This is a genomic window from Novipirellula artificiosorum (assembly GCF_007860135.1).
Taxonomy (GTDB): Bacteria; Planctomycetota; Planctomycetia; order Pirellulales; family Pirellulaceae; genus Novipirellula_A; species Novipirellula_A artificiosorum.
The window spans coordinates 179,241-203,291 of record NZ_SJPV01000013.1 but is presented as its reverse complement, the minus strand read 5'-3'; the positions used below and the strand labels follow the sequence as shown (position 1 = coordinate 203,291).

The 24,051-nt window shown below is 56.1% G+C and carries 15 protein-coding genes and 1 pseudogene; all 16 read right to left on the bottom strand.

The features are described from left to right. Positions 1 to 652 precede the first annotated feature (652 nt). The 16 genes and pseudogenes from Poly41_RS27465 to Poly41_RS27390 all read right to left on the bottom strand — a co-directional run bounded on the left by Poly41_RS27465 (position 653) and on the right by Poly41_RS27390 (position 24,020). Positions 653 to 2,194 (bottom strand): sulfatase family protein, encoded by a 1,542-nt coding sequence (locus tag Poly41_RS27465; protein ID WP_146530559.1) that lies wholly within the window; start codon positions 2,192 to 2,194, stop codon positions 653 to 655. 65 nt (positions 2,195 to 2,259) lie between these two features. Continuing rightward, positions 2,260 to 4,434: a right-handed parallel beta-helix repeat-containing protein gene (locus tag Poly41_RS27460; protein ID WP_146530558.1), complete on the bottom strand. Its 2,175-nt coding sequence runs from the start codon at positions 4,432 to 4,434 to the stop codon at positions 2,260 to 2,262. Positions 4,435 to 4,449: 15 nt separating this feature from the next. Beyond that, positions 4,450 to 5,970 carry a sulfatase-like hydrolase/transferase gene (locus Poly41_RS27455; RefSeq protein WP_146530557.1) on the bottom strand — a complete coding sequence of 507 codons (1,521 nt, stop codon included), beginning with the start codon at positions 5,968 to 5,970 and terminating at the stop codon, positions 4,450 to 4,452. A gap of 66 nt (positions 5,971 to 6,036) precedes the next feature. Continuing rightward, on the bottom strand, positions 6,037 to 7,284 hold the full coding sequence (locus Poly41_RS27450) for a glycoside hydrolase family 117 protein (protein ID WP_146530556.1): 1,248 nt from the start codon (positions 7,282 to 7,284) through the stop codon (positions 6,037 to 6,039). A gap of 22 nt (positions 7,285 to 7,306) precedes the next feature. Further along, positions 7,307 to 8,953 (bottom strand): sulfatase family protein, encoded by a 1,647-nt coding sequence (locus tag Poly41_RS27445; protein WP_146530555.1) that lies wholly within the window; start codon positions 8,951 to 8,953, stop codon positions 7,307 to 7,309. Then, a complete protein-coding gene (locus tag Poly41_RS27440; RefSeq protein ID WP_197231685.1) occupies positions 8,950 to 10,563 on the bottom strand; it encodes a sulfatase family protein in 1,614 nt (537 codons plus the stop codon). Before Poly41_RS27440 ends, Poly41_RS27445 begins: the two co-directional genes overlap by 4 nt. Next, positions 10,560 to 12,104 (bottom strand): alpha-L-fucosidase, encoded by a 1,545-nt coding sequence (locus tag Poly41_RS27435; RefSeq protein ID WP_146530554.1) that lies wholly within the window; start codon positions 12,102 to 12,104, stop codon positions 10,560 to 10,562. The genes Poly41_RS27440 and Poly41_RS27435 overlap by 4 nt, the downstream gene beginning before the upstream one ends. 28 nt (positions 12,105 to 12,132) lie before the next feature. After that, positions 12,133 to 13,617: a sulfatase family protein gene (locus Poly41_RS27430; RefSeq protein ID WP_231615989.1), complete on the bottom strand. Its 1,485-nt coding sequence runs from the start codon at positions 13,615 to 13,617 to the stop codon at positions 12,133 to 12,135. A 55-nt stretch (positions 13,618 to 13,672) separates the two neighbouring features. Beyond that, positions 13,673 to 15,082, bottom strand: a complete 1,410-nt coding sequence (locus tag Poly41_RS27425; protein ID WP_197231684.1) for a sulfatase family protein — start codon at positions 15,080 to 15,082, stop codon at positions 13,673 to 13,675. Next, positions 15,079 to 15,486 (bottom strand): annotated as a pseudogene (locus tag Poly41_RS27420) (sulfatase/phosphatase domain-containing protein); the annotation flags it as partial. The gene Poly41_RS27425 and the pseudogene Poly41_RS27420, both read right to left, overlap by 4 nt. 88 nt (positions 15,487 to 15,574) lie before the next feature. Continuing rightward, positions 15,575 to 17,110: an alpha-L-fucosidase gene (locus Poly41_RS27415; protein WP_197231683.1), complete on the bottom strand. Its 1,536-nt coding sequence runs from the start codon at positions 17,108 to 17,110 to the stop codon at positions 15,575 to 15,577. 95 nt (positions 17,111 to 17,205) lie between these two features. Next, on the bottom strand, positions 17,206 to 18,765 hold the full coding sequence (locus Poly41_RS27410) for a sulfatase family protein (RefSeq protein WP_146530551.1): 1,560 nt from the start codon (positions 18,763 to 18,765) through the stop codon (positions 17,206 to 17,208). Positions 18,766 to 18,814: 49 nt separating this feature from the next. Next, positions 18,815 to 20,419, bottom strand: coding sequence for a sulfatase-like hydrolase/transferase (locus Poly41_RS27405; RefSeq protein ID WP_146530550.1), 1,605 nt, complete (start codon positions 20,417 to 20,419; stop codon positions 18,815 to 18,817). Positions 20,420 to 20,454: 35 nt separating this feature from the next. After that, a complete protein-coding gene (locus Poly41_RS27400) occupies positions 20,455 to 21,969 on the bottom strand; it encodes an alpha-L-fucosidase (protein ID WP_146530549.1) in 1,515 nt (504 codons plus the stop codon). Positions 21,970 to 22,077: 108 nt separating this feature from the next. Continuing rightward, positions 22,078 to 23,484 carry a FecR family protein gene (locus tag Poly41_RS27395; RefSeq protein WP_197231682.1) on the bottom strand — a complete coding sequence of 469 codons (1,407 nt, stop codon included), beginning with the start codon at positions 23,482 to 23,484 and terminating at the stop codon, positions 22,078 to 22,080. Next, positions 23,481 to 24,020, bottom strand: a complete 540-nt coding sequence (locus Poly41_RS27390) for a sigma-70 family RNA polymerase sigma factor (RefSeq protein WP_146530547.1) — start codon at positions 24,018 to 24,020, stop codon at positions 23,481 to 23,483. The genes Poly41_RS27395 and Poly41_RS27390 overlap by 4 nt, the downstream gene beginning before the upstream one ends. Positions 24,021 to 24,051: the final 31 nt, after the last annotated feature.

Sequence of the window (24,051 nt, the reverse complement as noted above, 5' to 3'; positions counted from 1 at the left end):
GGATAAGTCCCCGGAGCTGCAAGCGAAGTATCCTAGTTGTTGCGACTACGTCTGCCAGCAAGAACGGATTCGAGCAGCGGTGCGTCTGCTTAAGCAGTGGGACAAGTAGCGACGAATCAAGACAGGATATTCAAGATGATCAATTTGATCAAACTTTGTCACAAGTAACAACATGATCTTCTTGGCTGGTGAGGCACCGAGCCCTTGTCCCTTCATGTCTACCAAAAGGGCTTATCTTGTTGACATGTTGCCGCACGGAAACCTCATCAATACATAGCGAGAGATGCGGAAAAAATCGCGCCGACTTGGCTATGTCGTAACTTGATGCCTATGGGGTTTCGGAGGGCTGGCACCCGATAATGCTGGCTCCATTCACAAGATTGCAAAATATGTCGGCTCAAATTCGCTGACACATTCCGCATTTCGATCCGTATCGTCATTCCGCCTGCACGAATGGCATTCAGCCAACTGCATCTGGTTTCATCGATCGGGGAGAGTGCGAAATTTGGTTGCCGGTGTCGGCCGCCGGGTGGCGCAAGCGGAGTGGCTGAAACTCGCTTCGGTCTGCATCACCTCCGCGCTGAATAGAAATCGTTTCGAGCTGGCGGTTGGTCCAACCGCCGCGAGTTGCGTGCATCAAGAGCAAGAAGCTCTAAGGATTCGCATCCGCCCGTAGGCGCCGGGGACTATTGTTGGATTCGACGTCCCTTTTCCTTAGTGGTGTCGACCCGAGAAGGTAGTGTTGGGCGATCACCTTTTGCTGGTCAGCTTGGGCAGATTCAGCCCATTTGGCGAAATCACCGGACATGCGTTGGACGATTTCAGGATGCTTCGGTGCCAGACTATTCTCTTCAAAGGGATCGGCAATCAGGTCGTATAGCTCCCACTGGGCCGAAGACTTCTTTTTCGCCTTGATGGTGCGTACGATTTTGTACCGATTCTCCGTCCAGGCTTGCATGCCATTGCAGTGAAATCCGATCGGACTCTTGCGTTCGGTTTCGAGTCCTTCGATCAATGGGAGCAAGCTGATGCCGTCGTATTGGCGATCCGTTGGTAATGGGATTCCGGCCGCGTCGAGAGCGGTGGGGAAGTAGTCGCTGGTCACCGCCGCGAATTCGGTCGCGAACGGGCGTGTGATACCTGCGGGCCATTCGAGGATACCCGGCATGCGGAGGCCGCCTTCGTAGCAATCTCGCTTCCAGCCCCGAAAGGCCCCGCTGGAACCGAGCGGTGTGTAGGCAAATTTCCCACCCTGCGCGGCCGCGAGTTTCACATCCTTTTTGCCTTTCAAGTTAGGTCCGTTGTCACTGGTGAACCAGACCATCGTACTGTCCGCTACACCGAGTTCGCGAAGCTCCGCGCGCAACACTCCGACTTGCGTATCAACGGCGGTGATGTTGCTGAAGTAGACCTGTTCTTTCGGATCGCAATCAGCGTACTGCTTCATCAGTTCGGTGTTCTTGCCAAGTGGCGTGTGCACGTTGTGAAACCAAACCAATGCCAGGAATGGTTTCTCTGCCGCTGCCTGCTCGCGGATGAAGTCGACGGCTTTGGTCATCACGATCGCAGCATCATCGCCGCGCAAACTTGGATCGTTTTGGCCCTCATCGAGTGGAATGTTCCGGCCGTTGTGCCAATAACAGGCCTTGATGCCGCCTTTGCCAAGCTTTGCATAAGGATCATGAGTCACAATGACGTTGTGGGTTGAGAAACATTCGTCGAACCCGGCCTCCCACGGCGGCATGACATGCGATCCGGCCGTCTCGGCATCAAAGCCGCCGACGTGCCACTTGCCGAAATGGCCCGTCGCATATCCCTTGGCTTTGAGCGCTTCTGCGATTGTGATTTCTTCCTGCGGAAGATGTCCTTCATCAGCTCGCATCGGATTGCTGATGTTCATGCGCCAATTGTTTCGTCCCGTGAGACAAGACGCGCGTGTGGGGCTGCAAACGGATGCCGTCGCGTAGAATCGGTCGAAACGGATTCCCGACGCGGCCATGGCATCAAGATTCGGCGTTTTGATCTTTGGATGTCCGTTGTAGCTGACGTCGCCCCAACCCTGATCGTCTGTCATGATGAAGATCATGTTCGGCAATGTGTCGGCAACGGTTGTAACAGTCGTCGCCCACACGCCGAATAGGATGAACAGAGTTCGAATCAGCAGGCGTTGCGTCATTACGTTCAACGTGTTCATGGCGAATATGTACGGTAGAATGTGAAAGATTGCCTCGATCTAGATGAGCCTGTCATCGCGATTCATCAATCGAGGGGATTCGCATTTGCGGAGACGGTAAACGACCACACCGAACCTGTGATGGTTCCGGAAGGAGTGACTTCATCGACGCGCCAGTAGTAGGTAGTCCCGGTGAGTAACGTGCCCGGTGAGAAAATATTGTTGGCCTGCCGTTTCTGAAAAGTCAAGCTTTGTGAGCCCGTTCCGAAGTAAACGCGGTGCGCGGTGGCTTCCTTACCAGCCAACCACATCAAGTCGGCATCGGACTTGACCCCGGTGCCAAGGTTGGGAGGAATCGGGGTGGTCGCCGTATCGTGCTGGCGGCCCGGAATCCAATACCGTGAATCACCAAATTCGTAGGCGCCACTATCGGGCGCTTTGCCGACGAAACCATCGGTGATCGGGTCGACCGGCGTGCCCCGGTCGACCAGTTCTGAATCCGGGCGGGGGCGGAAATCAAGATTGTCAGGGTCGCGCAACGGAGGCGTCTTTCCTTTCGGATCATGGTCGTAGCCGTTCCAATTGTGACCGTGGATTCCCGGAAGGACCTGTTTTGCTGCGCGGTGCCCGGAAAGCTTTTCCGCCGCGTTGTTGCGTGTGACCGTTCCATTATTGTGTGAGATCGCGTCATCCAGAACGACAATGCCGTTATTGCGACTGCCGATGGTCGTGTTGTTGTAGCAGCGATGGTTGTCGCCCTTGATCATCAGTCCGCAGCGGGTATTCAAACTGATGTTGTGATGCATCAGGCCACCCGACCCGGTGGGGCTTCCGATAGCCGTGGAAGCATCGAACCTTGCTCCATTCTTGGTCGTATTACGAAACCAGTTGTAACGAGTTTCGCTGCCGCTTTGCGCTCCGCGAGTGAGTTGCACGATGGCGCCATCGTTTTGCACGAGTCCGATCTCCGAGAAATCGTTCAATTCGACCAATGGGGGCGCAGTAAACTCAATAAACTCCGACGCGCCGCAGGCCCGCGCGGTGTTGCGACGGAACGTGGGAGCGTCACCATGCATGTAAACCGTAGACATCAGGCGGGGCAGTTGCGAACAACTCCAGTCGATCCGCTCGAACAGGCAGTTTTCGATCCGATTGCCCGCACCGTCCAAATAGACGGCGTGGCATTCAGAGTAACGGAACGTGCAATCGATCACTGATGCAAAAGCGCCCGAGTCGGGACCGACGATGCTGCACGTTAGCGGTACCGCCTCGATGCCGAGCATTCGCTTACTACAGCCGGCAAACCTGAAGTCGCATCCTTCGATCGTCATGTGGGGGCTGTTCACAAAATTGAAGGCCGTTGCAAAGAACTGCAAACCCTCAATGCGCACATGATTGCACTGGTTTCCGTAAAAGGCGAAATCTTGGACTTTGCCACGGACACTCGCGCCGGGCGGTTCACCTGCATCGGCCCACAAATACAGTGCTTTTGTGGCTGGGTCCAAGAACCACTCACGAGCGGAATCCAGCAACTCCAACTTGCCTTCGAGGAAGTAGTATCCGTCGGTGGGCCGCACGGACGATACCGGGGTGACCGAAAACGATGCTGCTCCGGGAGCGTGCTTCGACACTCTTCGGGTGTACGTCCGGAAACTGTCGATATTCAGTACTGCCATCGCTGCCGTAACACTAAACGGCAGCGCCGAGAGTTTGTGATGAGTTGTGGGACTGTCAGTGATCAGACCAGTGGTCGTCTTGCCAGAATCGATTCGCGCCCAATGCGTTTCCTGGTCCCAGAGAGTGTTGTCGTGGAAAAAGGCATTCGGCCAGCGAGCGGGGATCATCAATTCACCGTCCGCGAACAATTGCCAGACATCCTGGGCGAGGACCGTTCGGTAGATGTGGTCTTGGTGGCGAGTCCATCCCGTCGAGCTCAGCTCCTCGATCGACCGCGTTCCATCCATCGTTACCGATTCGCCTGGGAAAGCGGTGATCGTAACGGGAGCTTTCGCAGATCCGAGCACGCCGGAAAGGACCACTGATTCATGGTACCTGCCGCCCCGGATGACGACTGTCGTGCCAGCGCTGGCCAGATCGACCGCATGTTGAATCGTGCGGAACGGCCTGGCCATGGTGCCGGGGTGAGAATCGTCACCGTTTGGTGCGACATAGTAAGCTTCGCCCGCGGCAGCGGACGCGACACACAATGCAAACGCAACGCACGTGATTGCAGGGAGTCGTAAACGGAGTATTGGCTTCATTTTGTAACGGACGCTTCAATCGTTTTCGTCGTAGAAGGAGTAGTCCGGATGGTTGTAAAGTTGTTTGTTGGCCAGCTCACTGATGTCTGAATTTTGGGCAAGCCATCTCTTTCCGAGCTTTGAAGTCCAGAAGGAATGATCGTGATCCAAGTGCGAAGGCAGGTTCCGAATGATCTTTTCGAACCGTGCTCGCTCCTCCGCGTGATCGGGTAAATCGTCAACTCGCTCGTAACCGCGACCGAATCGATTGTCTCCTGTCAAATAGAATCGCCCGTCCGGTTTGCCGTAGAACGGCGAACGAGCTTCCAGCAGATAGTTCTCGGTTCGAAGCACCTGGACGGGTCCCGTGTAGGCGTAGATCCACTGGCGGTGCTTGTCGGTTTGGCCGGTAAGAAACGGCAACTGGCTATTACCGTCAAACAAAACGTCTGCGGGATGCTCGACTCCTGCCATATCCAGCAAGGTGGGGGCAATGTCGGCGAAGTCCGTCAGCTCACTGGTGATTCCTCGCCGCTTCACACCCGGACCTTTCACGACGTAGGGCACGTGCACTCCCCTTTCGACACCGCGATCCTTGGCGGTCACTGCCGTCCCGTTGTCTGCGCAAAAGATGAAGTACGTATTCTCGTAAATGCCCAGTTCTTCCGCTTTAACGATCAGCTTGCCGATCAACTTGTCCATGTACTCAATCAAGTTGACGAAACGTTGTCGTTGCTTCTGGCTGTATTGATCGAGTGCTAGCTTCCTTTCCTCTCTGGTCATTCCGCTCGTATCCGGCTTTTGCAGTTCGATATCCATCACCGCACCGGCATCCGGCGTGGTGGAATAGGGACCGTGAGGGATCACGGTCGGCCAATAGGCTACAAACGGTTCGCTTGCTTTCGTCTTACGTTCCATGAAGTCCATGAGGAACTCACAGCGTTGGTCGGGGCCGAAATCGTTCTCAGTGACTTCGACATACTTGCCATTCTGAACCATCGACGAATACCAGTAACGTACGTCGGGCAGTTCGACATCCTTGCGGAGGCCGCTGGCGATGACGTCGATGCCAAAGTGGCCTTTGATCTTGTCTGGTCCCTCGTACATGCAGTACTCGTCGAAGCCGACTTCCGACTCCCATGGCTCCTTGGCGCTGCAGTGCCACTTCCCAGCGACTGCTGTTTTGTAGCCACCGTCACGTATCAGCTTTGCCCAGCTGTGTTGAGCGGTAAATAGTGTACCGCGGGAGTCGAATGCCCACATGTCATTACGGAACGCGCCAGTGCGGTTGCCGTAGACACCGGTCATCAATAGCGCCCGGGACGGACCGCAGATCGCCGGCGCAAAACAGGTGCGAAACTGAATCCCCTCGCCGGCGATTCGATCAATGTTGGGCGTTTTCGCTGTCCCCGGTTGTCCATAACACGAGAACATGTCGGCACTCACGTCGTCGGCCAGAATCAATACAATGTTCGGCCGACCGGCGCGCGAGTTGGTGGGAAGCAGCGTCAGTAAACCGGCAAACATTAGCGCTGACAGTGGACCGTATTGGGTCATCTGGATTTCATTTCTGTTTGTGAGTTGTGGTTGTTTCAGGTTGGGCGGTGCTCCACACGTTCTTTCTCATCGAATCGTCTCTATATCCAGCGTCTTCTGCTCCTTGAGAATCAGATCTTTGAGGAACCGGGGCAAGGCGACGTCCTTCTGAAGATAGGTCTGTTCATCGAAACGCAGATTGTTGCGTTTGAAACTCTCCCGATTGACGTCAAGCGACAGATCGCAATCAAACCTCGCTAAGATCGATTCGTTCGCCGCACCTCCGCCGTCAGGATTGATGTGGCACAGTCCCCATGTGAAGCCGCGTCCGTCTCCGCTGTCGGAAAAAGCATCCGGGCAATAAGGGCCAGGAGCGATCGGAGGGATCTGTATCATGGACATCACCCGGAAGTTTTCACCGTCGGGTGACCACTGGATCGTATTCTTTTCAGGACCGTCTAACGCGACCAGGGCAGCCACACCGTCCTTGAACGGAAACACGCAGGTCTCGTGGCCGGAGTTGATGACGGGGTTCAGCTTCGACGCCTCGAACGGGCCAAGCGGATTGTCAGAGAAGGCCACACCCTGCATGCGCAACACATATTCCGGGCCGCGCTCGATCGGGGCACCCTTGTAGTAGATCAGAATCCTGCCGTGATGCACGACCGGGCACGGGTCGTTGATCTTAATACTGCCCCAGGAACCGGGAGGGCTCGGCACCAACGCCGGATCCGGGTGGTGCCTCCAAGGGCCGTCGGGCGTATCGGCAGAGGCGACGCGCACCGGGCACCAGACCTGACCGCCAACCATCGGGCTGTAGGCCTGGAAGTAGAGATAGTATTTGCCCTTCCAAACCAGAATGCCCGGCGTGCAGATGGAGCGAAAGCCCTGCTCCGGTTTGGGCGGGCGTCGCACTGCGGGTTCCTTGTCCTCTACCCAATTCCAACCGTCTTTGCTGCTCGCATGCCAGATGTCAGCCAAGTCCCAGTCTGTGCCGGGCTTGACGTCGGTCGCGTCCTGCACGCCCACCGGCGCGGACTGCGAACGGCGGCCGGTGTACCAGACGTGGTAGACGCCATCAATCAACAGCACCTTGGTAGGATCGCGCCGCGAGATATTGGGTGTCAGTTCCAGCCCCTTGAGCGGCGTGTACTTGAAATTGGAATAAAGTTCGTTGCCGCGATCCTCGTGTGGATTCCACTGATCGTACAACCGCGCGACTGCTGCACTTACCGGGTAGTCCGGCTTTTCCTGGGGAACCAGCGCTGGAAATTCGGCCCTGCTAAATGACGGCAACTCAAGCAGCAATGCAAGAAGCAGTATTAAGCGTCTCATTATTCACCTCCTTACCGGTTTCTCATTTTTCATGATCAGCTTTCTCTTTCTCGCGCTCGGCGAGTTTCCTTGCCCGCGCGGCGGCCCGCTCTGCTTTCTTCGGATTCGGCTTCTTGATTTTTGTTTCGCCGTTTGCCACGTCGACGCCTGGCTTCCACTCCGAGAAGGTCCGCCGCGTGCGAGTTTCCATCGCGGCGAGTTTCTTGTCCCACGCGAGTTCTCGATCGAAGATGTCCGCATATTGACCGTAGCCACCGGAGGAAACACATTCGGCTTTCCAGACCGCAAGGGCGGCGTCGTGGTGTCTCCGCAGACTCTCGAGGGCCTGGCTGTGTTCGGGGGATCCCGCGAGATTCTGCATTTCGTAGCGGTCCGCAGCGAGGTCGTAGAGTTCTTCTTGCGGTGCCATGTTTTGCGCGTAGGGCCAATGAATGTATTTGTAGTCCTCCGTTGCGATTCCTAACGAGTGGGTTGGAGCGTCGCCCCAGACGTTGATCAGGAGCAGAGCATCTCGGACCTTGGACGATGGGTCGTCGAGCAACGGGAAAAGGCTTCGCCCGTCCATGTTCTCCGGTGTCGGCAGACCAGCGAGTTCCAGCATCGTCGGAGCGACATCGATGTTGCCGACCACTGCGTTGCAACTCTTACCCGCACCGGAAACCGGGTGACGGGGGTCGTAGATGATCATCGGCGACCGACTCCCTTCCTCGTACGGAAGAACCTTCCCTCCGAAGTCGTGTGATCCGCAGTTGTATCCATTGTCGGTCAGAAACAGGATCACGGTATTGTCGGCCAGATCCTGCGTTTCCAATTCAGCGCGGATCATACCGACCGCGTGGTCGATCCCGTGGACGAGCTGTTGATACTTCCGCATCGTTGACTGATATCTCTCACCCGAGAAATCTCGTAGCTTCCGATACTGGCGTCCGCTTTTCGCCTGCTCGGGTAGATGCGCCGCGCCCTTTTCGCCGTGATTGGGCATCGTCTTCCAAGCCGTGTCGGCGTAGACGTCATCGAATGCCGGGTCGGGTGACATCGGACCATGGGGCGCCTTGAAACTGACTGACAGGCAGAACGGTTTTCCCGTGGTTTTTGCGCCTTTGATGAAGTCTTGCGACGCCGCGCCGAGTGCGCGCGTCACATGCGGGTACTTGCCAGCGTAGGACCGAACAAATTCGTTTTCCTCCGTCTTGTAGCTTCCCTGACCCGGCCAGCCGAGCCAGACATCGAACGCATCGATCGGCAGGTCTTCGTTGGAGTGATAGTTGGACGGACCTCCCGGCTCCTTCACACTGAACCCGAATTTCCCCACGAATCCCGTGTGATAGCCGGCCTCTCGTATCAATACCGGATAGGATTTTTTCCACTTGTCGGTCGTCAGCGGGCCGTGACTAAAATTGCACCCCGTCTTGTACTCATACATTCCCGTCATCACCTGGGCACGGCTCGCCATGCAGATCGAGGTGGTGTCATAGGCGGAATGGAAGACGAGGCCATCGCCAGCGAGGCGGTCCAGATTGGGCGTTTTGACTTGGTCGTTACCGGTAAACGCAAGCGTGTCGTAATTCTGGTCATCGGTCAGCAGCAGAATGATGTTCGGCCGCTGGGCGCCCAATGAGGTCGGGATCGCCGCAATCAGCGCGGCGACGAGTACTGCATAAATTTTCATGAGCGGCCCTTGTGAGGTTCTCCGGTGTTTGCCGAATCTTTCAAGTATCTGCGAATCGCGTCGAGCTGAGTCCAGCGTTTCACCTCGGGATGCTTTCTATCCGCCCCCGGTGTGCTCCGGCCCCGCGCGACAAACTCTCCAAGCAGGCGTCCGAGGGCATCTACCTGTTCAGGGTGCTGGGCCTGCAGGTTGGTCGACTCACCGCTATCGTGCTCCATGTCATAGAGTTGGATGTCGGCTGGATTCTTGATCGGCGGGTCTTTCGGGTTATTGCGACGAGTTCCGCCCGCCGGATCAAAAACCACCTTCCATTTCCCGCGACGAATGGCGAACACTCCCGAATCGGAATGATGGACGACGCCGCGATCGGTATTACCTGGGATTGGCTTTCCCTGTAGCGCCGGAAGAAAGCTCACGCTGTCTTCGCCTACATGGTCCGGTAACTTTGCGTTGTGCATTTCCCCGACGGTTGCCAGCAGGTCTGTCGTGCAGATCACCTGGTCGGAAACCGTACCCGGTTTGACAACAGCAGGCCATCGAGCCAGAAACGGAACTCGATGTCCCGCTTCCCACAGGCTGCCCTTCAGACCTCGAAAGTTAGCCGAAGCGTAATGGCCGTGAGCCTGTAGACGATCGAGTTTGGCCTGGGGCGAAGGGCCATTGTCGGAAGTAAAAATAACAAGCGTGTTGTCCGTGAGCTCTAGATCTTCAAGGGCGTTGAGGACTTCCCCCACCACCCAATCGACTTCCATGCAGTAGTCGCCGTACGCTCCGATTGGGTTCTTGCCCTGAAAGTTCTCATTTGGAACGATCGGCGCGTGTGGAGCACTCAGCGGCATGTAGACGAAGAAGGGCTGCTGCGAGGCATCGCTATGATGTTGCTGCAGCCAGTCGATCGTCTTCTCGGTAAACGTCGAAAGGACTTCGGCCTGATGGTAGTTGTCCGCGACCCAACCATCCTTACCGTTTATGTTTCTTTCTTTGCGCGCCGTATTGCCTTCCAGCCAGGAGAGTTCGCCAAGCGCCTTCCGGTTCTCGACGTACGCATGCGGCGCATGGTTCAGCGAGGCACTGATACCAAAGTAATATTCAAACCCACGGTCGAGCGGGCCGTTAGCAATAGGCTGATCGAAATCCACGTTCTTCCCGCTTGACTCGTTGACCTTCAGTCCGTCGCCCGACGTCCAGTCCATCCCCAAGTGCCACTTGCCGATACATGCCGTTGCGTAGCCCTGATCCTTTAAGAACGAAGCAACCGTTTCTCGACCTGGATCGATCAAATGGTCACTGTGGCCATGCAGCACTCCGCTCTTCTTCTCCGTCCGCCAGCAGTAGCGACCGGTCAGGATTCCATAGCGTGTCGGGGTACAGACGCTGGAGTTCGTGTGTGCGTCGATGAACTGCATGCCCTCACGGGCAAGCCGATCAATATTCGGCGTTTGGATTTTGCTGTCGGGATTGCATGCACTGACGTCGCCATAGCCCATGTCGTCGGCCAAGATATAGACGATGTTTGGCTGCTCGGCTTGAGCCTGAGCGGTCATCGCCCAGCCGCCGGAGACGAAGGTGAGGCAGAGTGAAACGCAGTACTTCGAAAAGTGCGAATTCATTGGTTCCCTATCAACTCGTTTTTCGATTCTTCGTATGTGACTTTGTAGACAGCCGCATGACGCAACGCCGCACCGTGCGGTGGCGTGAGTACCAAGCCGCTGGACGTGAGATTCCATTGCACCGGGCGTTCGGAACCCAATAACGAAATCGATTCGATCGTCTCGTCAAATTCTGCAAACGTCTTCAGCGAGACGTTGGATCCATTGGGTTGCAGATCGATCACGTAAATCGCCCCCGGTTTCGTGGTAAAGCGAATTTCCCTTTCATGGACTCGCATCGCGTGTTTGGTATAGAACACGTCCTCTTCTTCAACGATTTCGCCTTCATGCTCGCCGAACACCTTCCACGGCGACGAACCATAGATCGCCTCACCGTTCAGTTCCAGCCAGGCACCCATGTCGCGCAAGCGACGTTGCATGCCTTCGGGAATCGTTCCATCGGCCCTGGGACCAATATTCAGTAACAGGTTCCCGTTCTTGCTCACCACGTCACACAACAGCCAAACCAACTCCGACGACGACTTATAAAGATCCCCTTCTTCTTCAGTCGCCATGTAGGCGTAAGACGTCCCCAGCGTGGCGGGGTTTTGCCAACGTGGGCCAATCGTTTCCATTTGCAGATTATCCGCTTCGCGACAACCAACGCCCAACGGCCAGTTCGCCTGTTTGCCCTTGTTGTTGAAGTAAACCTCTTTGCCCCACTTTTGGCCGGCGTTAAGATATCCGGCAATCATCTTCCGAAAGGCGATCTGAAACTTATCAACCTGGGGATCGTCCGCAGCTCGATAGAAAATGGGCACGTCGTCGATCCACATGAAATCGGGTCGGTATTGATTTTGGATCTCCACCCATCTCGCGACGTAGTCTTGGATGAATTCGTCACTGTATTGAAACGGTCCATACAGTGATTCGGATTCCGGCATGCGTCGGATTTCTTCCGCGACTTGCTCGAAAGGTTCGGCATCAACGATGAACTCAGACGTGAAGCGATTCGGATGTCGCTCCCGATGGTACGAGACGCCAAACTTCAGACCTTCGGCGCGCACCGCGTTTGCCAGATCCCCGATCAGATCTCGCATCGGGCCTTTCTTCGTGGCGGTCCAGGGTGTCAGGTCGGAATCCCAGAGCACAAAGCCGTCGTGGTGTTCGCCGGTCGGAATCACGTACCTCGCACCACTCTCCTTGAATAGCTTCGCCCACGCAGCGGGATCCCACTTGTCTGCCTTGAAGAGCGGAACCATGTCCTTGTAACCGAACTCTGGCGGCGCGGCGCCGAACTTCGCAGTCATGAACTCCAGGTAGTTGTCCGGGTTCTTGTACAGATCGCTTGTGATCGCTTCGGCATATCCTCGGTTTCGATACTTGTATCCGGCAACACTGTAGGGTCCCCAATGAATGAAGATCCCGAACTTTCCCTGGCCCCACCATTGCGGCACGGGAGCCCGGGCGATCGATTCCCAGGTGGCTTGGTAAGGGGCTTGGGCGATGACGCACTGCATCATGATCGTCAGGGTGACGAATAGAAGACTGATCCTGTTCATTGTTTCATTGCCTCTTTGCGATCACTAATTATTTACGTTTTGATGGTTCGCGTTTCTTCCTGAAAGCATCCCATTCATCCAGCGGCTTAAACGATGGGTCACTGTAGTCCTCCCCGGCATGACTTTTTTGCATGCTGTCAAGGTACGCCATCAATTCTCTCGTCATGGTTTCCACGCGTTCGGGATGGCCGGTGGCAATGTTGTTTTCTTCGCTCCAATCCTTGGAAAGGTCATACAGTTCGCCTTTGGGTAACACCATCTTGTACCGGTTCTTGACGAGGGTCGCGTTGCCGCGTGCGCGGAACGGAATCGCCTTTTTACGTTCGGTGGTCTGACCGGTCAGAATCGGCATCAGATCTTGCCCATCGATCGGACGGTCGTCGGGCATCTGATAGCCCGTCAGGTTGGCAACCATTGGAAGATAGTCGAGCGTTGAGCACGGAGTATCGCTTACCGAACCAGGCTTGATTCGCCCCGCCCACTCCGCAAGGGCTGGCACTCGAACGCCACCGTCATAAAGGCTGCGTTTGCGGCCGCGTAGTCCGGCGGTCACGCCAGCCTTTTTCCCCTTGGGCTCTTTCCCTTCCGGCCCATTGTCCGAGCAGAAACAGAGCAACGTGTTGTTCGCGATGCCCCAGTCCCGGAGACGTTTTCGAATCCGTCCGACTTGCTCGTCAAGTTCGGTGATGCAGCCATAGTAGTGCGCTGCCTCACCGTGGCCTTCATACATGGCAAGATAGTCCGGCCCGGCTTTAATCGGCTCGTGTGGGGCGTTGAACCAGACAACCGCCAGAAACGGGGTGTCGGTTTTTACGGCCTGCTCCATAAACGGAACGGCGCGATCCACCACCACTCGGGCCGCCCCACCGAGCAAGCTTGGATCATTGCCGGCCAGTGTGACGCCGTTGTCGTAAAACGGGTTCTTGTCGCTGCCGGGGTCCCAGGTCGAGACGGACGATTCGACGACAAACGAACGGTCATAATCACGCTCCCAAGGTGGTGCAAAATTTTCTGCGGGCTTGCGGCCGGGCCCTTTCGTCGAGTGTGTCTTGCTCAACGTACCGACATGCCACTTGCCGAAATGGCCAGTCGTGTACCCCTTGCTCTTCAGCAAGCGTGCCAGCGTGATTTCTTGCTTTGGCAAATGCCCCACATTGGCCGACCAAATGCCATAGCGGTAATAGTGGCGTCCGGTCAGGAACGTACCGCGCGTCGGCGAACAGACCGGACCGCCCGCGTAGAAATGGGTCAGCTTCACGCCGTCCCTGGCCATCTTGTCCAGATGTGGCGTCTTGATGATCTCATTGCCGTTGAAGCCGGTGTCGCCGTAGCCCAAGTCGTCGGCCATCATCAGGATGATGTTGGGGCGTTCGGTGTCGCCGCTCCAGCCGTCGACACTCCAGAGAGCAGCTGTCGCTAGAACCAGCAATCGCATCAGCTTTTGCGCGGGGGATCGCCCAACCATCGACGCGAAGACGACGCGCATCAAGACGATTCGCAAATCAAGTTTCATCGCGTTCTTCCTCTGAGAGTCCGAAGAGTTGATGTCGCCACGGTGCGGAATTGGATCACCTTTTTCCACCGACATTTTTCCACTTGCCTCCGGGCTTGAACGATGGATCGTCGTAGTCGGCACCGGAATGACTGACCTTGAAGCTTGCGAGATAGGCCTCGATTTCCCTGCTCATCAATTCGACGCGCTCGGGGTGAGCGGCCGCGACATCACGTTTCTCGCCCCAATCCTTGGAGAGATCGTAGAGCTCTCCTTGGGGCTGCACCATTTTGAAGTGTCCCTTGACCAAGGACACCTCGTTGCCGCGAATGAACGGAATCGACTTGTCGCGTTGATCCAGATTTCCCGCGATGATTGACAAGATGTCCTGCCCGTCGATCGGGCGTGTGTCGGGCATTTGGTAACCGGTCAGATTCTGAATGGTTGGAAAATAGTCGAGTGTGGAAAGTGGCGTTTCCACGACCTTGCCCGCGGTAAATTTTCCCGGCCAACAGGCCAGCGCGGGAACGCGCACTCCGCCGTCGTAGAGGTCGCGTTTTCGGCCGCGCAAACCCGCGGTCACGCCCTGCCGCCGTTTGGCAGGAGCTTTCCCTTCGGGGCCGTTGTCGGAGCAGAAAAAGATCAGCGTGTTTTCTGCGACGTCCAACTCCTTGAGCTTGGCGCGAATTCGACCGACCTGTTCGTCGAGCTCCGTGATGCAGCCGAAATAATGAGCCCCTTCGCCGTGGCCTTCGTACAGCTTCAGGTATTCCGGTCCGGCCTCGATGTCCTCGTGCGGCGCGTGAAACCAAACCACGGAGAAGAATGGCGTTCCGTCCGCGACCGCTTCTTCCATAAACGGAACGGCCTGATCCACCACCACACGCGCGGCCCCGCCGGCCAGTCGTGGATCCTCGGGCGCAAGCGCCTTTCCATCGTCATAAAACGGATTGTTTTTCGAGCGATTGCCCGTGCCGGGATTCCACAGGTTCACGGCAGATTCGGTGACGAACGATCGGTCGTAGTCGCGCTCCCACGGCGGCGCAAAATTTTGCTCCGGTTTGCGTCCCGCCCCTTTGGAGGAAATCACCTTGTCGAGCGTTCCGAGATGCCACTTTCCGAAGTGCCCCGTCGCGTAGCCCTGCCCCTTTAGCATTCGCGCAAGCGTGATCTCTTGCTTCGGCAGATGTCCGGCATTCGCAGTCCAGATCCCGTAGCGATGATGATGCCGGCCGGTCAGGCAGGTGCCGCGGGTTGGCGAGCAGACCGCGTTTCCGGCATAAAAATGAGTCAACTTCACACCATCCTTGGCCATCTGGTCCAAGTTTGGTGTTTTGATGATTTCATTGCCGTTGAAACCCGTGTCGCCATAGCCCATGTCATCAGCCATCATCAGGATGATGTTGGGACGCTCGGCTCCATGACAAACCAGGGCAGTCACGATCGAGAAAAGCACGCCAAACACGATTCGTTTCACAAAGTTCATTCCGTCTCGCCCTTCTGTCGTTTATTGTTGATCAGGTTTCTGGCGGCTTTGTGCGAGAGACGGATTGCCTCTTCTTCGCCACCCTCCCAGTGCCTGGAAATAATCCCCGCCACATGAGCATAGTCCGCATCCGAATCCTTCACCTCGGCGCGTGTCGCTTTCAACTGCTCCTTCAGCTGTGCGGCGATGTCGGTGTATTGGGGATCGCCGTAGAGGTTGTTCATTTCCAGGGGATCGCTCTTGACGTCGTAAAGTTCCCAAGCGGGAGGAGTCGGTGCCGCCCCTTTCCCCGGTTTTTCGTCCACACCGTAGAAGAAGATCAGCTTCCACTGCTTTGTGCGGATTCCGAAATGCGCCGGGTTATAGTGATGCTTCATATGCATCCAATAGCGATAGTAGGTCGCGTTTCGCTGGCGGCGAACGAAACGGTTGCAGAGGGCAACATCCCTGCAAGCAGGGTGAAAACCAACAACGAGAGTCTATTCCCTCGCCTCATTTGGTCAAAATCCTTAACGCGTACGCGAATTCGCACGGTTGTTGGGACGGAAGCGTCACGACCAATCCTTCGGAGGTTTGCCGCCACTGCAACGCGCCTTCGTGTCCGACCAGGTCGATCGATTTGATGTTCACGTCGGCACCTTCGGCGAGTGATTCGACCGTCAACACGCCATCTTCAGGCCAATCCAAAGCGATCGCGTAGAGCGTGTCGTCGTTTGTGGTGAAGCGGATGTCCTGCGACGTAAACTTCTGTCTCCAGTCCCACTGCTCTTTCTCTTCGCCTTTGTTGTTGCGTTTGAGCCCTCGTGTGACCGTTGGACCTTCGGCGTGAATCTTCCATGGTCGCGTTCCGTAGATGGCTTCACCGTTGACCTTCATCCAGCGGCCGATGCCACGCATGATCTCTTGCTCCTCCGGCGGGATCGAACCATCGCCCTTTGGCGTCAGCGACAACAGAAAGACGCCCCCCCGGCTGACCACGTCCACAATGCTGCGTACGTGATAGTCGGCGCCGTCTTTGTATTTCTTGCCGTTGACATAACTCCAAGGATACGCGATTGCGCGGTCGATCAAGAACCACGGGCCGACATCGGTCGGCATGTCGCGACCATTTTCGTAGCACTTCAGACCGACTGGGGCAGGGAAATTGAATTCACCACCATGCTTGTTGCAAATCGTTACCGGCTGGTCAACCGCTTTGGCTTGATTGAAGTAATGCGAGATGACATCCAAGACGACTGATTCCGGCGGGTGATTGCCTCGCATCGACGTTCGCAATCCGTCAAACCAGATCATGTCTGGTTTGTAGGTGTCCACGACTTCGGTGATCTTGGCCCTCCATTGATCGGTAAACTCTTCTGTCGTCCCCGTCCATTGATTCCAATACAGTTCCTTGTACTTCGGATCAAGGACGTCCCATGTCTTTCGCATTTGCTCAGTGACGTCCTTCTCCTTCATTCCACCGGTCGTGTACCCATAGCTGCGGCCGTGATGAAATGTCGCCAACAGCTTCATGTCGTCATGCTTCCGCACGGCGGCGGCGATTTCGCCATAGACGTCTCGCTTCGGGCCCATCTGGGCCGAATTCCAAGGATTGACGTTGCTATCCCACAGTGCGAATCCGTCATGATGAATCAGGCAGATGCCGCCGAATTTCGCACCGGCTTCGTGCATCAGGCCGACCCACTCGTCGGCGTCGAACTTGGGCGCCGTGAACATCGGAATGAAGTCCTTGTAGCCGAACTTTTCAAGTGGCCCATACTTTTCAGTGTGATACGTGAACACACCCTTCGCGTCTTTTCGAGAACCTTCGTAGAGATTCCGGACGTAGTCGGGGCCGCCATAGGCAGGCACGGAAAAGACACCCCAGTGCGTGTAGACGCCGAACTTCGCATCCTTGACCCATTCGGGGAGAGCGTTCGTCGAAAGCGAGTCCCACGTGGGCTTGTAGGGTTCATCCGCGATCGCACGCGTGCCGGCAAGGCCAGCGATGAGGGTCAGTAAAATGACGTAATGGTGGAGGCGTTTCATGTCTAGTGTTTTTGGATAACAAGTGTTACGAGTGATCTGCATCCTTAATGCAGCGACTTTTGCGCGACCACAATGCACGCAAAATCAACCAAGAGTTACGGCTGCTCTTGAGTGAACTCGGCGAACGAACCGGGCACGTTTCCGACTGCTTCTCGAAGCAACTGTTGCATCTCTCCAACACGTGTTTGCTGCGTGGGGTCATCGAACAGGTTGTTTCGTTCCAGCGGGTCAGCGGTGATGCTGTAAAACTGGTCGCGGTCGTAATAGTTGGGGTAAAACTCTTTGGCCGGACCTTCTGACCCACGTCCACCCGGTCGGTCGGCGAGGTGAGTGAACGGTTTGGACGGATTTGTTGGAAGCGAATCGGGCAACCGGAAGGCGAGATACTTCCAGCCATCCTTCAGCACGGCGCGAGTGGCACCGATTTCGAAGAACAGGTGATCGTGAATCTGCTGGTCGCTGCCTTTCAGGACCGAAACAAAGCTTTTGCCATCAGTCGCATGCTGCTTTGCTTTGGGTACGCCGCACAGTTCCATAATCGTTGGTGCGAAATCGATGTTGGAGAGATTGACCTTCGACTTTCGGCCTCCCTGAACGTATTTCGGGGACCAAACAAAACTGACTGACTTGATACCGCCTTCGTACAACGAACCTTTGCCACTTTCGACGCCGTGATCGTCAAAGAAAAAGACGATCGTGTTTTCCAGTGCACCAAGTGATTTGAGTTTTTCAAGGACCGCGCCAATTCCATCGTCGAGCCACAGGACATCGTTTGCGGTTGGCTGATCCGCCAGGCCTGCCTCTCTGACTCGCTGTGGAATCGTATTGCGAGCGGGTTGAACATCGAGCGGCTTTTCGAGCAAGCCGGCCGGAGTTGCCAATGGATCGCCGGTGTATTTTTTATAACGCGGTCCCGGACCGTGGTTCAAAGTAGTCGCCATGTAAAGAAAGAACGGTTGTTCCGTGTCCTTCCACTGGTCCAGGAAATCGATTGCGCCACCTGTGATCCAGTCCATGTTGTGGAATTCGAGAGCCTTGCACGTGTGACCGGGCAAGTTTCCGTGATACAGGCTTGCCGCGAAATCAAATCCGTTTGCTTGAAACGCTTCAACCAGCTTTCTCTGCTTGCCCGCATAGTAAGCCGCGACAGCGGGGCTATTTGGGTCAGCATCATCTGCGGGACCTTCGTTGCGGCCGACACCTTTCACTTCAATAACATGGTTCTTGCCAACAGCACCGGTGAGATACCCGGCCTGCTGCAAAGTCCGTGCAAGGTTAGGAGTTTGCGGATCGATGTGGCAGTTCCAAGTAATATTGACTTGCCCGTTGCTGTTGACCGTCTTTTCAAAATTCGCTGAGCGACTGGCGTAGGTACCAGTCAAGGCGGTGAATCTTGACGGAGTGCAGACCGGGCTCGTCACATATTGGTATGGAAAGACAACGCCTTCGGACGCAAGACGATCGAGGTTGGGACTGAGATTACGAGGCTTGCCTTCCTCGTCGCGTCCCTCCACAAGGAAGTTGAATTCCCGACGCTCCTGATCATCGCTGATGATGAACAGCACGTTCGGACGCTTCGTTGGGGCGACGTCGACGGCGTGCAACGCGGTCGGCAATGCCACGAGCATCGGGAACAATGTGAATAGAGTTTTCATTACGGTCGGTCGGTCTCGTTGTAAATGCGATCGTCGGGAAGGTTCTCGGTTACCTGGCCTTAATCGGCCTTTTTCTTGTCTTGGTTCCCGAATCGCTTGCGCGTGCCGGCGGTGTCAGGCCGTCATCGGGTTGGTTCCACATCCGATAGGGGTCGTCGTGCCGCCGCATTTCGGCCAGCAGCAACGCCTCCATTTCGGCCAGTTTCACTGCGAAGCGAGGGTCGTCCGCGAGGTTGGTTTGAGACTCAGATGGCTTGATGCCTGAGACTGCCATGACATTGGGATCGTGGTGTTGCTGAAGAAACTCGTGCGGGTTCTCCGCCAAGTTGAACAACTGAGTTTCTCGTAGATTCTCTTTTGAGGACTCGTACTTGATCAGTTTCCAGTCACCTTGTTTGACGCAGCGCATGCCCGGTTTAGCTCCGCCGCAGTAAACGCCGTACAGGACGTCTCGCACCGAGTCGCTGTTGCCTTCCAAAAGTGGCTTGAAACTCGTGCCCTCAGTGGTCGGTGGTGAATCGATCCCGGCCAGATCGCACAGTGTCGGCAGCACATCGAGCAGATAGATATTGCCTGTCACATGCGAATTCGAAGGGATACCGGGTCCCTTGGCGATAAAGGGAACACGCCAGGTGTGTTCATAGAGATTCTGCTTTCCCTGCAATCCGTGACGTCCGATCGCCATCCCGTGATCCGCGGTATAGAAGATATAGGTGTTGTCCAGCTCTCCCATCGCCTCAAGTTTTTCAAGCACGCGCCCGATTTGGATGTCGATGTTTTCGCTGCACGCGAACTCTCGCCCCAGTTCATTTCGGATGGTCCGCGGGTCACGTTTGTTCCACACACCACTCACGTTCACTTCGTCTCGCACGGTCATGTGCGTGTTGTCGAACGGGTGGCCCGGCAGGTAGTTGGGCGGTAACGGCGGTTGCCGAGAATCGGCGGGCGGAAGGACGCTCTTGTCGGTGTGGTTCACCGCACCGTACTTGGCCAAGAGTTCCGGTTTGCCGTCGCGCACGTCGTGGGGATGTGAGAAACCGAAGTAGATCAGAAACGGATCCGCGTCCTTGGACGCTTCTCGTTCTTTGAGGTAGTCGAGCACCTGCTCAGCGTGCCATGCACTGCCTGTTTCGTCGGTTCCTCCCCGCCGGGTCTTATCACTACGGACCGCAAACAGCTTATTGGCCGCTTCGAAGGAGTTGCCGTTCTTACAGGTCCGCACCGTGTCGTAGCCGCCACGATTGAAGACCGCCGGCAGCGTGAACGCCGCCAAATCAGGAGGTACCAACACGGGGTTCGTGATGTGCGGGTTGTTGACTCGCCCCGGTTTGTTGGGGATGTGCCAGAGAGTGCGACCCGACATGACCATATGCCTTGACGGCGTACAGACACCGCCCGTCCAGGCACCCATATGATGCGCGGCGTCGAACACCATTCCACCGGCTGCCAGGGCGTCGAGATGGGGAGTCTGCAGCGTCGAATCGGGGTTGTAGACCTTGAGATCAAACGGCGACTGATCGTCGGCGATGATGAACAGAATGTTTGGGCGATTCTCTGCGGCCGATGCGTCTTGAGTGAGACCTTGCGCCGCGAGCGACAACAGGATCAGTAAGAATGCAAACTTCATCGATGGATTGAGTTGTATTAGGGGCATGGTTGAACGCGTGATGGCCTGACTGGGAGCTTGCATTACTTTTTGGGAAGATGGATCTTCAAGCAATACGCGAAATCGCACGGTTTTTCTTTCGGCATCTTGATTCGCAATCCGTCAGGATGGGATTCCCATTGGACGTCGCCTTCATGGCCGAGCAGTTCGACAGATTGAATCTCGCCGATCCGCGTATTCCCAGGAGAAAGAAACGCAAATTCGACATGCGGCCTGTTCTTGGGCGGCCAGTCAAGGAGAAACGCATAGAGGTATTCACCCTTTGTCGTGTATCGAACATCGCGCCAGGTAAACGGTGACTCGACCACAAAGTGTGGGATCTCGTTCGTCTTGCCCTCGCCAAACACGTACCACGGTCGAGTGCCATAGATTCCCTCGCCGTTGATTCTCAGCCAGTCCCCCATGTCCTCAAGAATCTGTGTAGCCTGTGCATCGAGTGTCCCGTCAGCCCGGATGGGAATGTTCAACAACAAGTTTCCGTTCTTGCTGACGATGTCGATCAGTTTGTCGGTTTGTGTGTCAGCTGTCGTGTAGGGACTCGATTTGTTGTAGCCCCACGAACCGATGGAATCATCCGTTTGCCAGGGCTCGGCGAGGATGTGACTGGCTTTCCCACGTTCGTAGTCGAGCGTGGTCATTCCGTCCGCATACAGTCCCTGCCAGGGGCGTTCTTTGACGCACATCACACCCTCCGGACGCCGATTGTAAAAGTCCGCGATCACATCCATGCCTGTCTGCCCCTGATCGGCTCCACGAAACGGTACGGAGCAATCGAAGTACAGATGATCCGGCTGGTAGTCGTCGACGAGCTGTTTGATTCGACGAGCCCAGTCCTCGCGCCATTGTTTCGGCGGGTCCAGCGCGGCGCGAGGGTGAGTGCTCTGTCCATCGTTACTTGGATAGAGGCCCTTTGCTTTGCCCTGCGCCCCGTCGTAGGGAACGCCCTTCATCGGCCCATCGGAATCCGATTGGTTGGCAACATTCAGCCAGCTATAGCTTCGCGAAAGATGGGTCGTGACACCGAACCGCAACCCGGCCTTGATCGTGGAATCACGCCACATTCCGATCAAATCTTTCTTCGGTCCTTTGTTGACCGAGTTCCACTCATGGTGCTTGGAGTCCCAAAGGTCAAAGTTGTCGTGGTGAACCGCACAGGGCGAAAAATACTTTGCACCTGCACGCTTAAAGAGCGCCAGCAGGGCATCCGGATCAAAGTTTTCGGCCTTCCAAAGGGGGATGAAATCTTTGTAACCAAACTTTGACGGATGGCCGTAGTGCTTCACATGATATTCGTAGTCTTCGCCGCCCTCCTCGTACAAACGCCTGGCGTACCACTCGCCACGCTCGGCGACCGAGTAGGCGCCCCAGTGCAAGTAGATTCCGAATTTGGCATCGCGAAACCATTCAGGACACTCGTACTGTTGCAGCGATTCAACGCTGGGATCGTACGTTGCCTGGCCCTGTGCGGCCGCAATTTGTGCAAAAGCGATCCAGCACGTTGAAACGAGCGTGGCTGCGAGCAATCGATTTGCGATCATGTTAGCCAGTTCAATTTGTAGGGTGAGGGGAATTAAAAGTTCGATCTAATCCGAGGACTGATTTTGACATTCATGCTCGGTGTTTTCAAAGGAGCGAGGACTTTGAACTCATTCGGATTGATCGCTCCACGTCGGGCTGGAGTCATCAACAATCACACGGATCTGGTCCAGCGCGGTTCCGGCCGCCAGATTCAGGATTAGTGTCCGTTTGTCCGCGGCGAGAATCACGGAGTCTCGATCTGGCTTTTCCAGAGGAACGCTTTGAGGAGGTTCGATGCCGCGACGATCCTGCCCGTAGACGCCTTCAGGGTGCCCCAAAACCGCGTCCGACTCAGCCAGTTTCTTCGTTCTCGCGATCAATCCCAGAATCGGCTGATCAAAGGTGATTTGCCCCATGGCCATCGCACGTCCGCGGCCGATCGGATTGAGCTGCAGCAAGTAGCTCCGCACCGGATTCATCGTGGAGAGCGATTGGGGTGGTTCATCGCGAAGCCGGCGGTATTCTCCCGGCTCCAAGACGTCGACACGCAACGCAGCGTCCAGGAGTACTCCTCGCCGTTCCGGAAACACGACAATGTGCTCGCTGTCTTCATAACGACCTGGGACGAACCCTGGGTCGGGCGAGACGAACTTCATCACTCCGGTCGTTTGCAACACCCCGGAGTTAATCGGCCAGGCTCTCTCGAATGGGCCGGTTTCGAAATCGACCGGCTCAATCGTCGATGACGTTCGGGTGGCACGGACGGCTTGGCCCTGGACGATGCGCTGTGCCAGGACGTGGCCAGATTCCTCCGCCTGCGGATTCACCTCGACTTCGCCTTCGAACACCGAGACGTTCGTCAGGCCATCGTTGCCGACAGAAACTCCAAAGGCTGTTCCAAGATCCAACACCTGCAGGGCAGGCGTCTCGATGCGAAACCCGATCGCTGATTCCGGAACGTGGGCTGTCAGGATTCCGCTGTGTAGCCGAGCCTGATCACCGCTGATGACCTCAAATTGCGACGGGCCCTGCAACGTCACCGAGGCACCGTTGGCGAAATTCAAATTCGCCAGTCCGGCGTCCAACTGTAGGATTCCGGTTCCAATGACCTCACCTTCTTGTCGTTGACTTGCCCATCGCGCGCCTGACTGATGCACAATCCGGGCAATGCTTGACGTTGTGGTCGCACCGTCTGGATCATCGAAGCCGAAGAATACAAATGCCAGCGTTGCGGCTGTCGCCAGTGCGGCGGCAATCAACCCATAACTCGGCCTCGCCTGCCAGCGAGATTCACGACCGGCCGCAGCGGCGTCATGCAAATCCAACTCATCCGCCTTTTGCACGGTACTCAACGCTTCGTGTTGAATGCCGCGACGCTTCAACGACCTCCTCAGATCGGTATGCAATTCGGCGCGCCGAGCGAGCGACTGTACGTGTTCGCGGTCGAGCTCCAGCCAGTTCACAACGCTTTGATGCTCCTCCGGGGAAATATCGCCGTCGAGGAATCGATCGAGCAGCTCATCATTCACACTCATCGCTCGGCCTCCATCGCGAGTCGTCGATGGATGCATTCAGTCAGCGCACCACGAACCCGCGTAAGCAGAACGCGAACCGAACCAGCCGTCGAATTCGTTGCGGTCGCAATTTGGCTGGCTGGCATTTCCTCGAGATAGCGGAGGTCGAGCAAGTGACGAGATCGCTCCGGCAGATGTTCCAGGCACTGTTCCAGCGCTTCGCGTCGCTCATGTCGTTCAGTGGATTGCTCCGTAATGGCCTGGCCAAGCTGGTCGAGAAGCTCGTCGGAGAACACCAAATGGTCACATCTGCTGCGCCGATAGAAATCGATCACCCGCGACTTGGCAATCCAAAGCGCCCAGGACACGAAAGGACGGTCGGGGTCGTACTGCTCAAATCTCCGGGCCAGTTCCTGGGCGATCTGCTGAACCACGTCCTCGGCATCATGAAATCCGGAGACAGACGCGAATACGTACGCCGACACCGATGGCTCGGCCTGAAGCCATAGGTTCGTAAACTGTTGTCTTGATTCGCTTTCGCGTGATTCTCGGTGCACTCGCTGACCTCCTTTGGGTAGTATGCCGCGT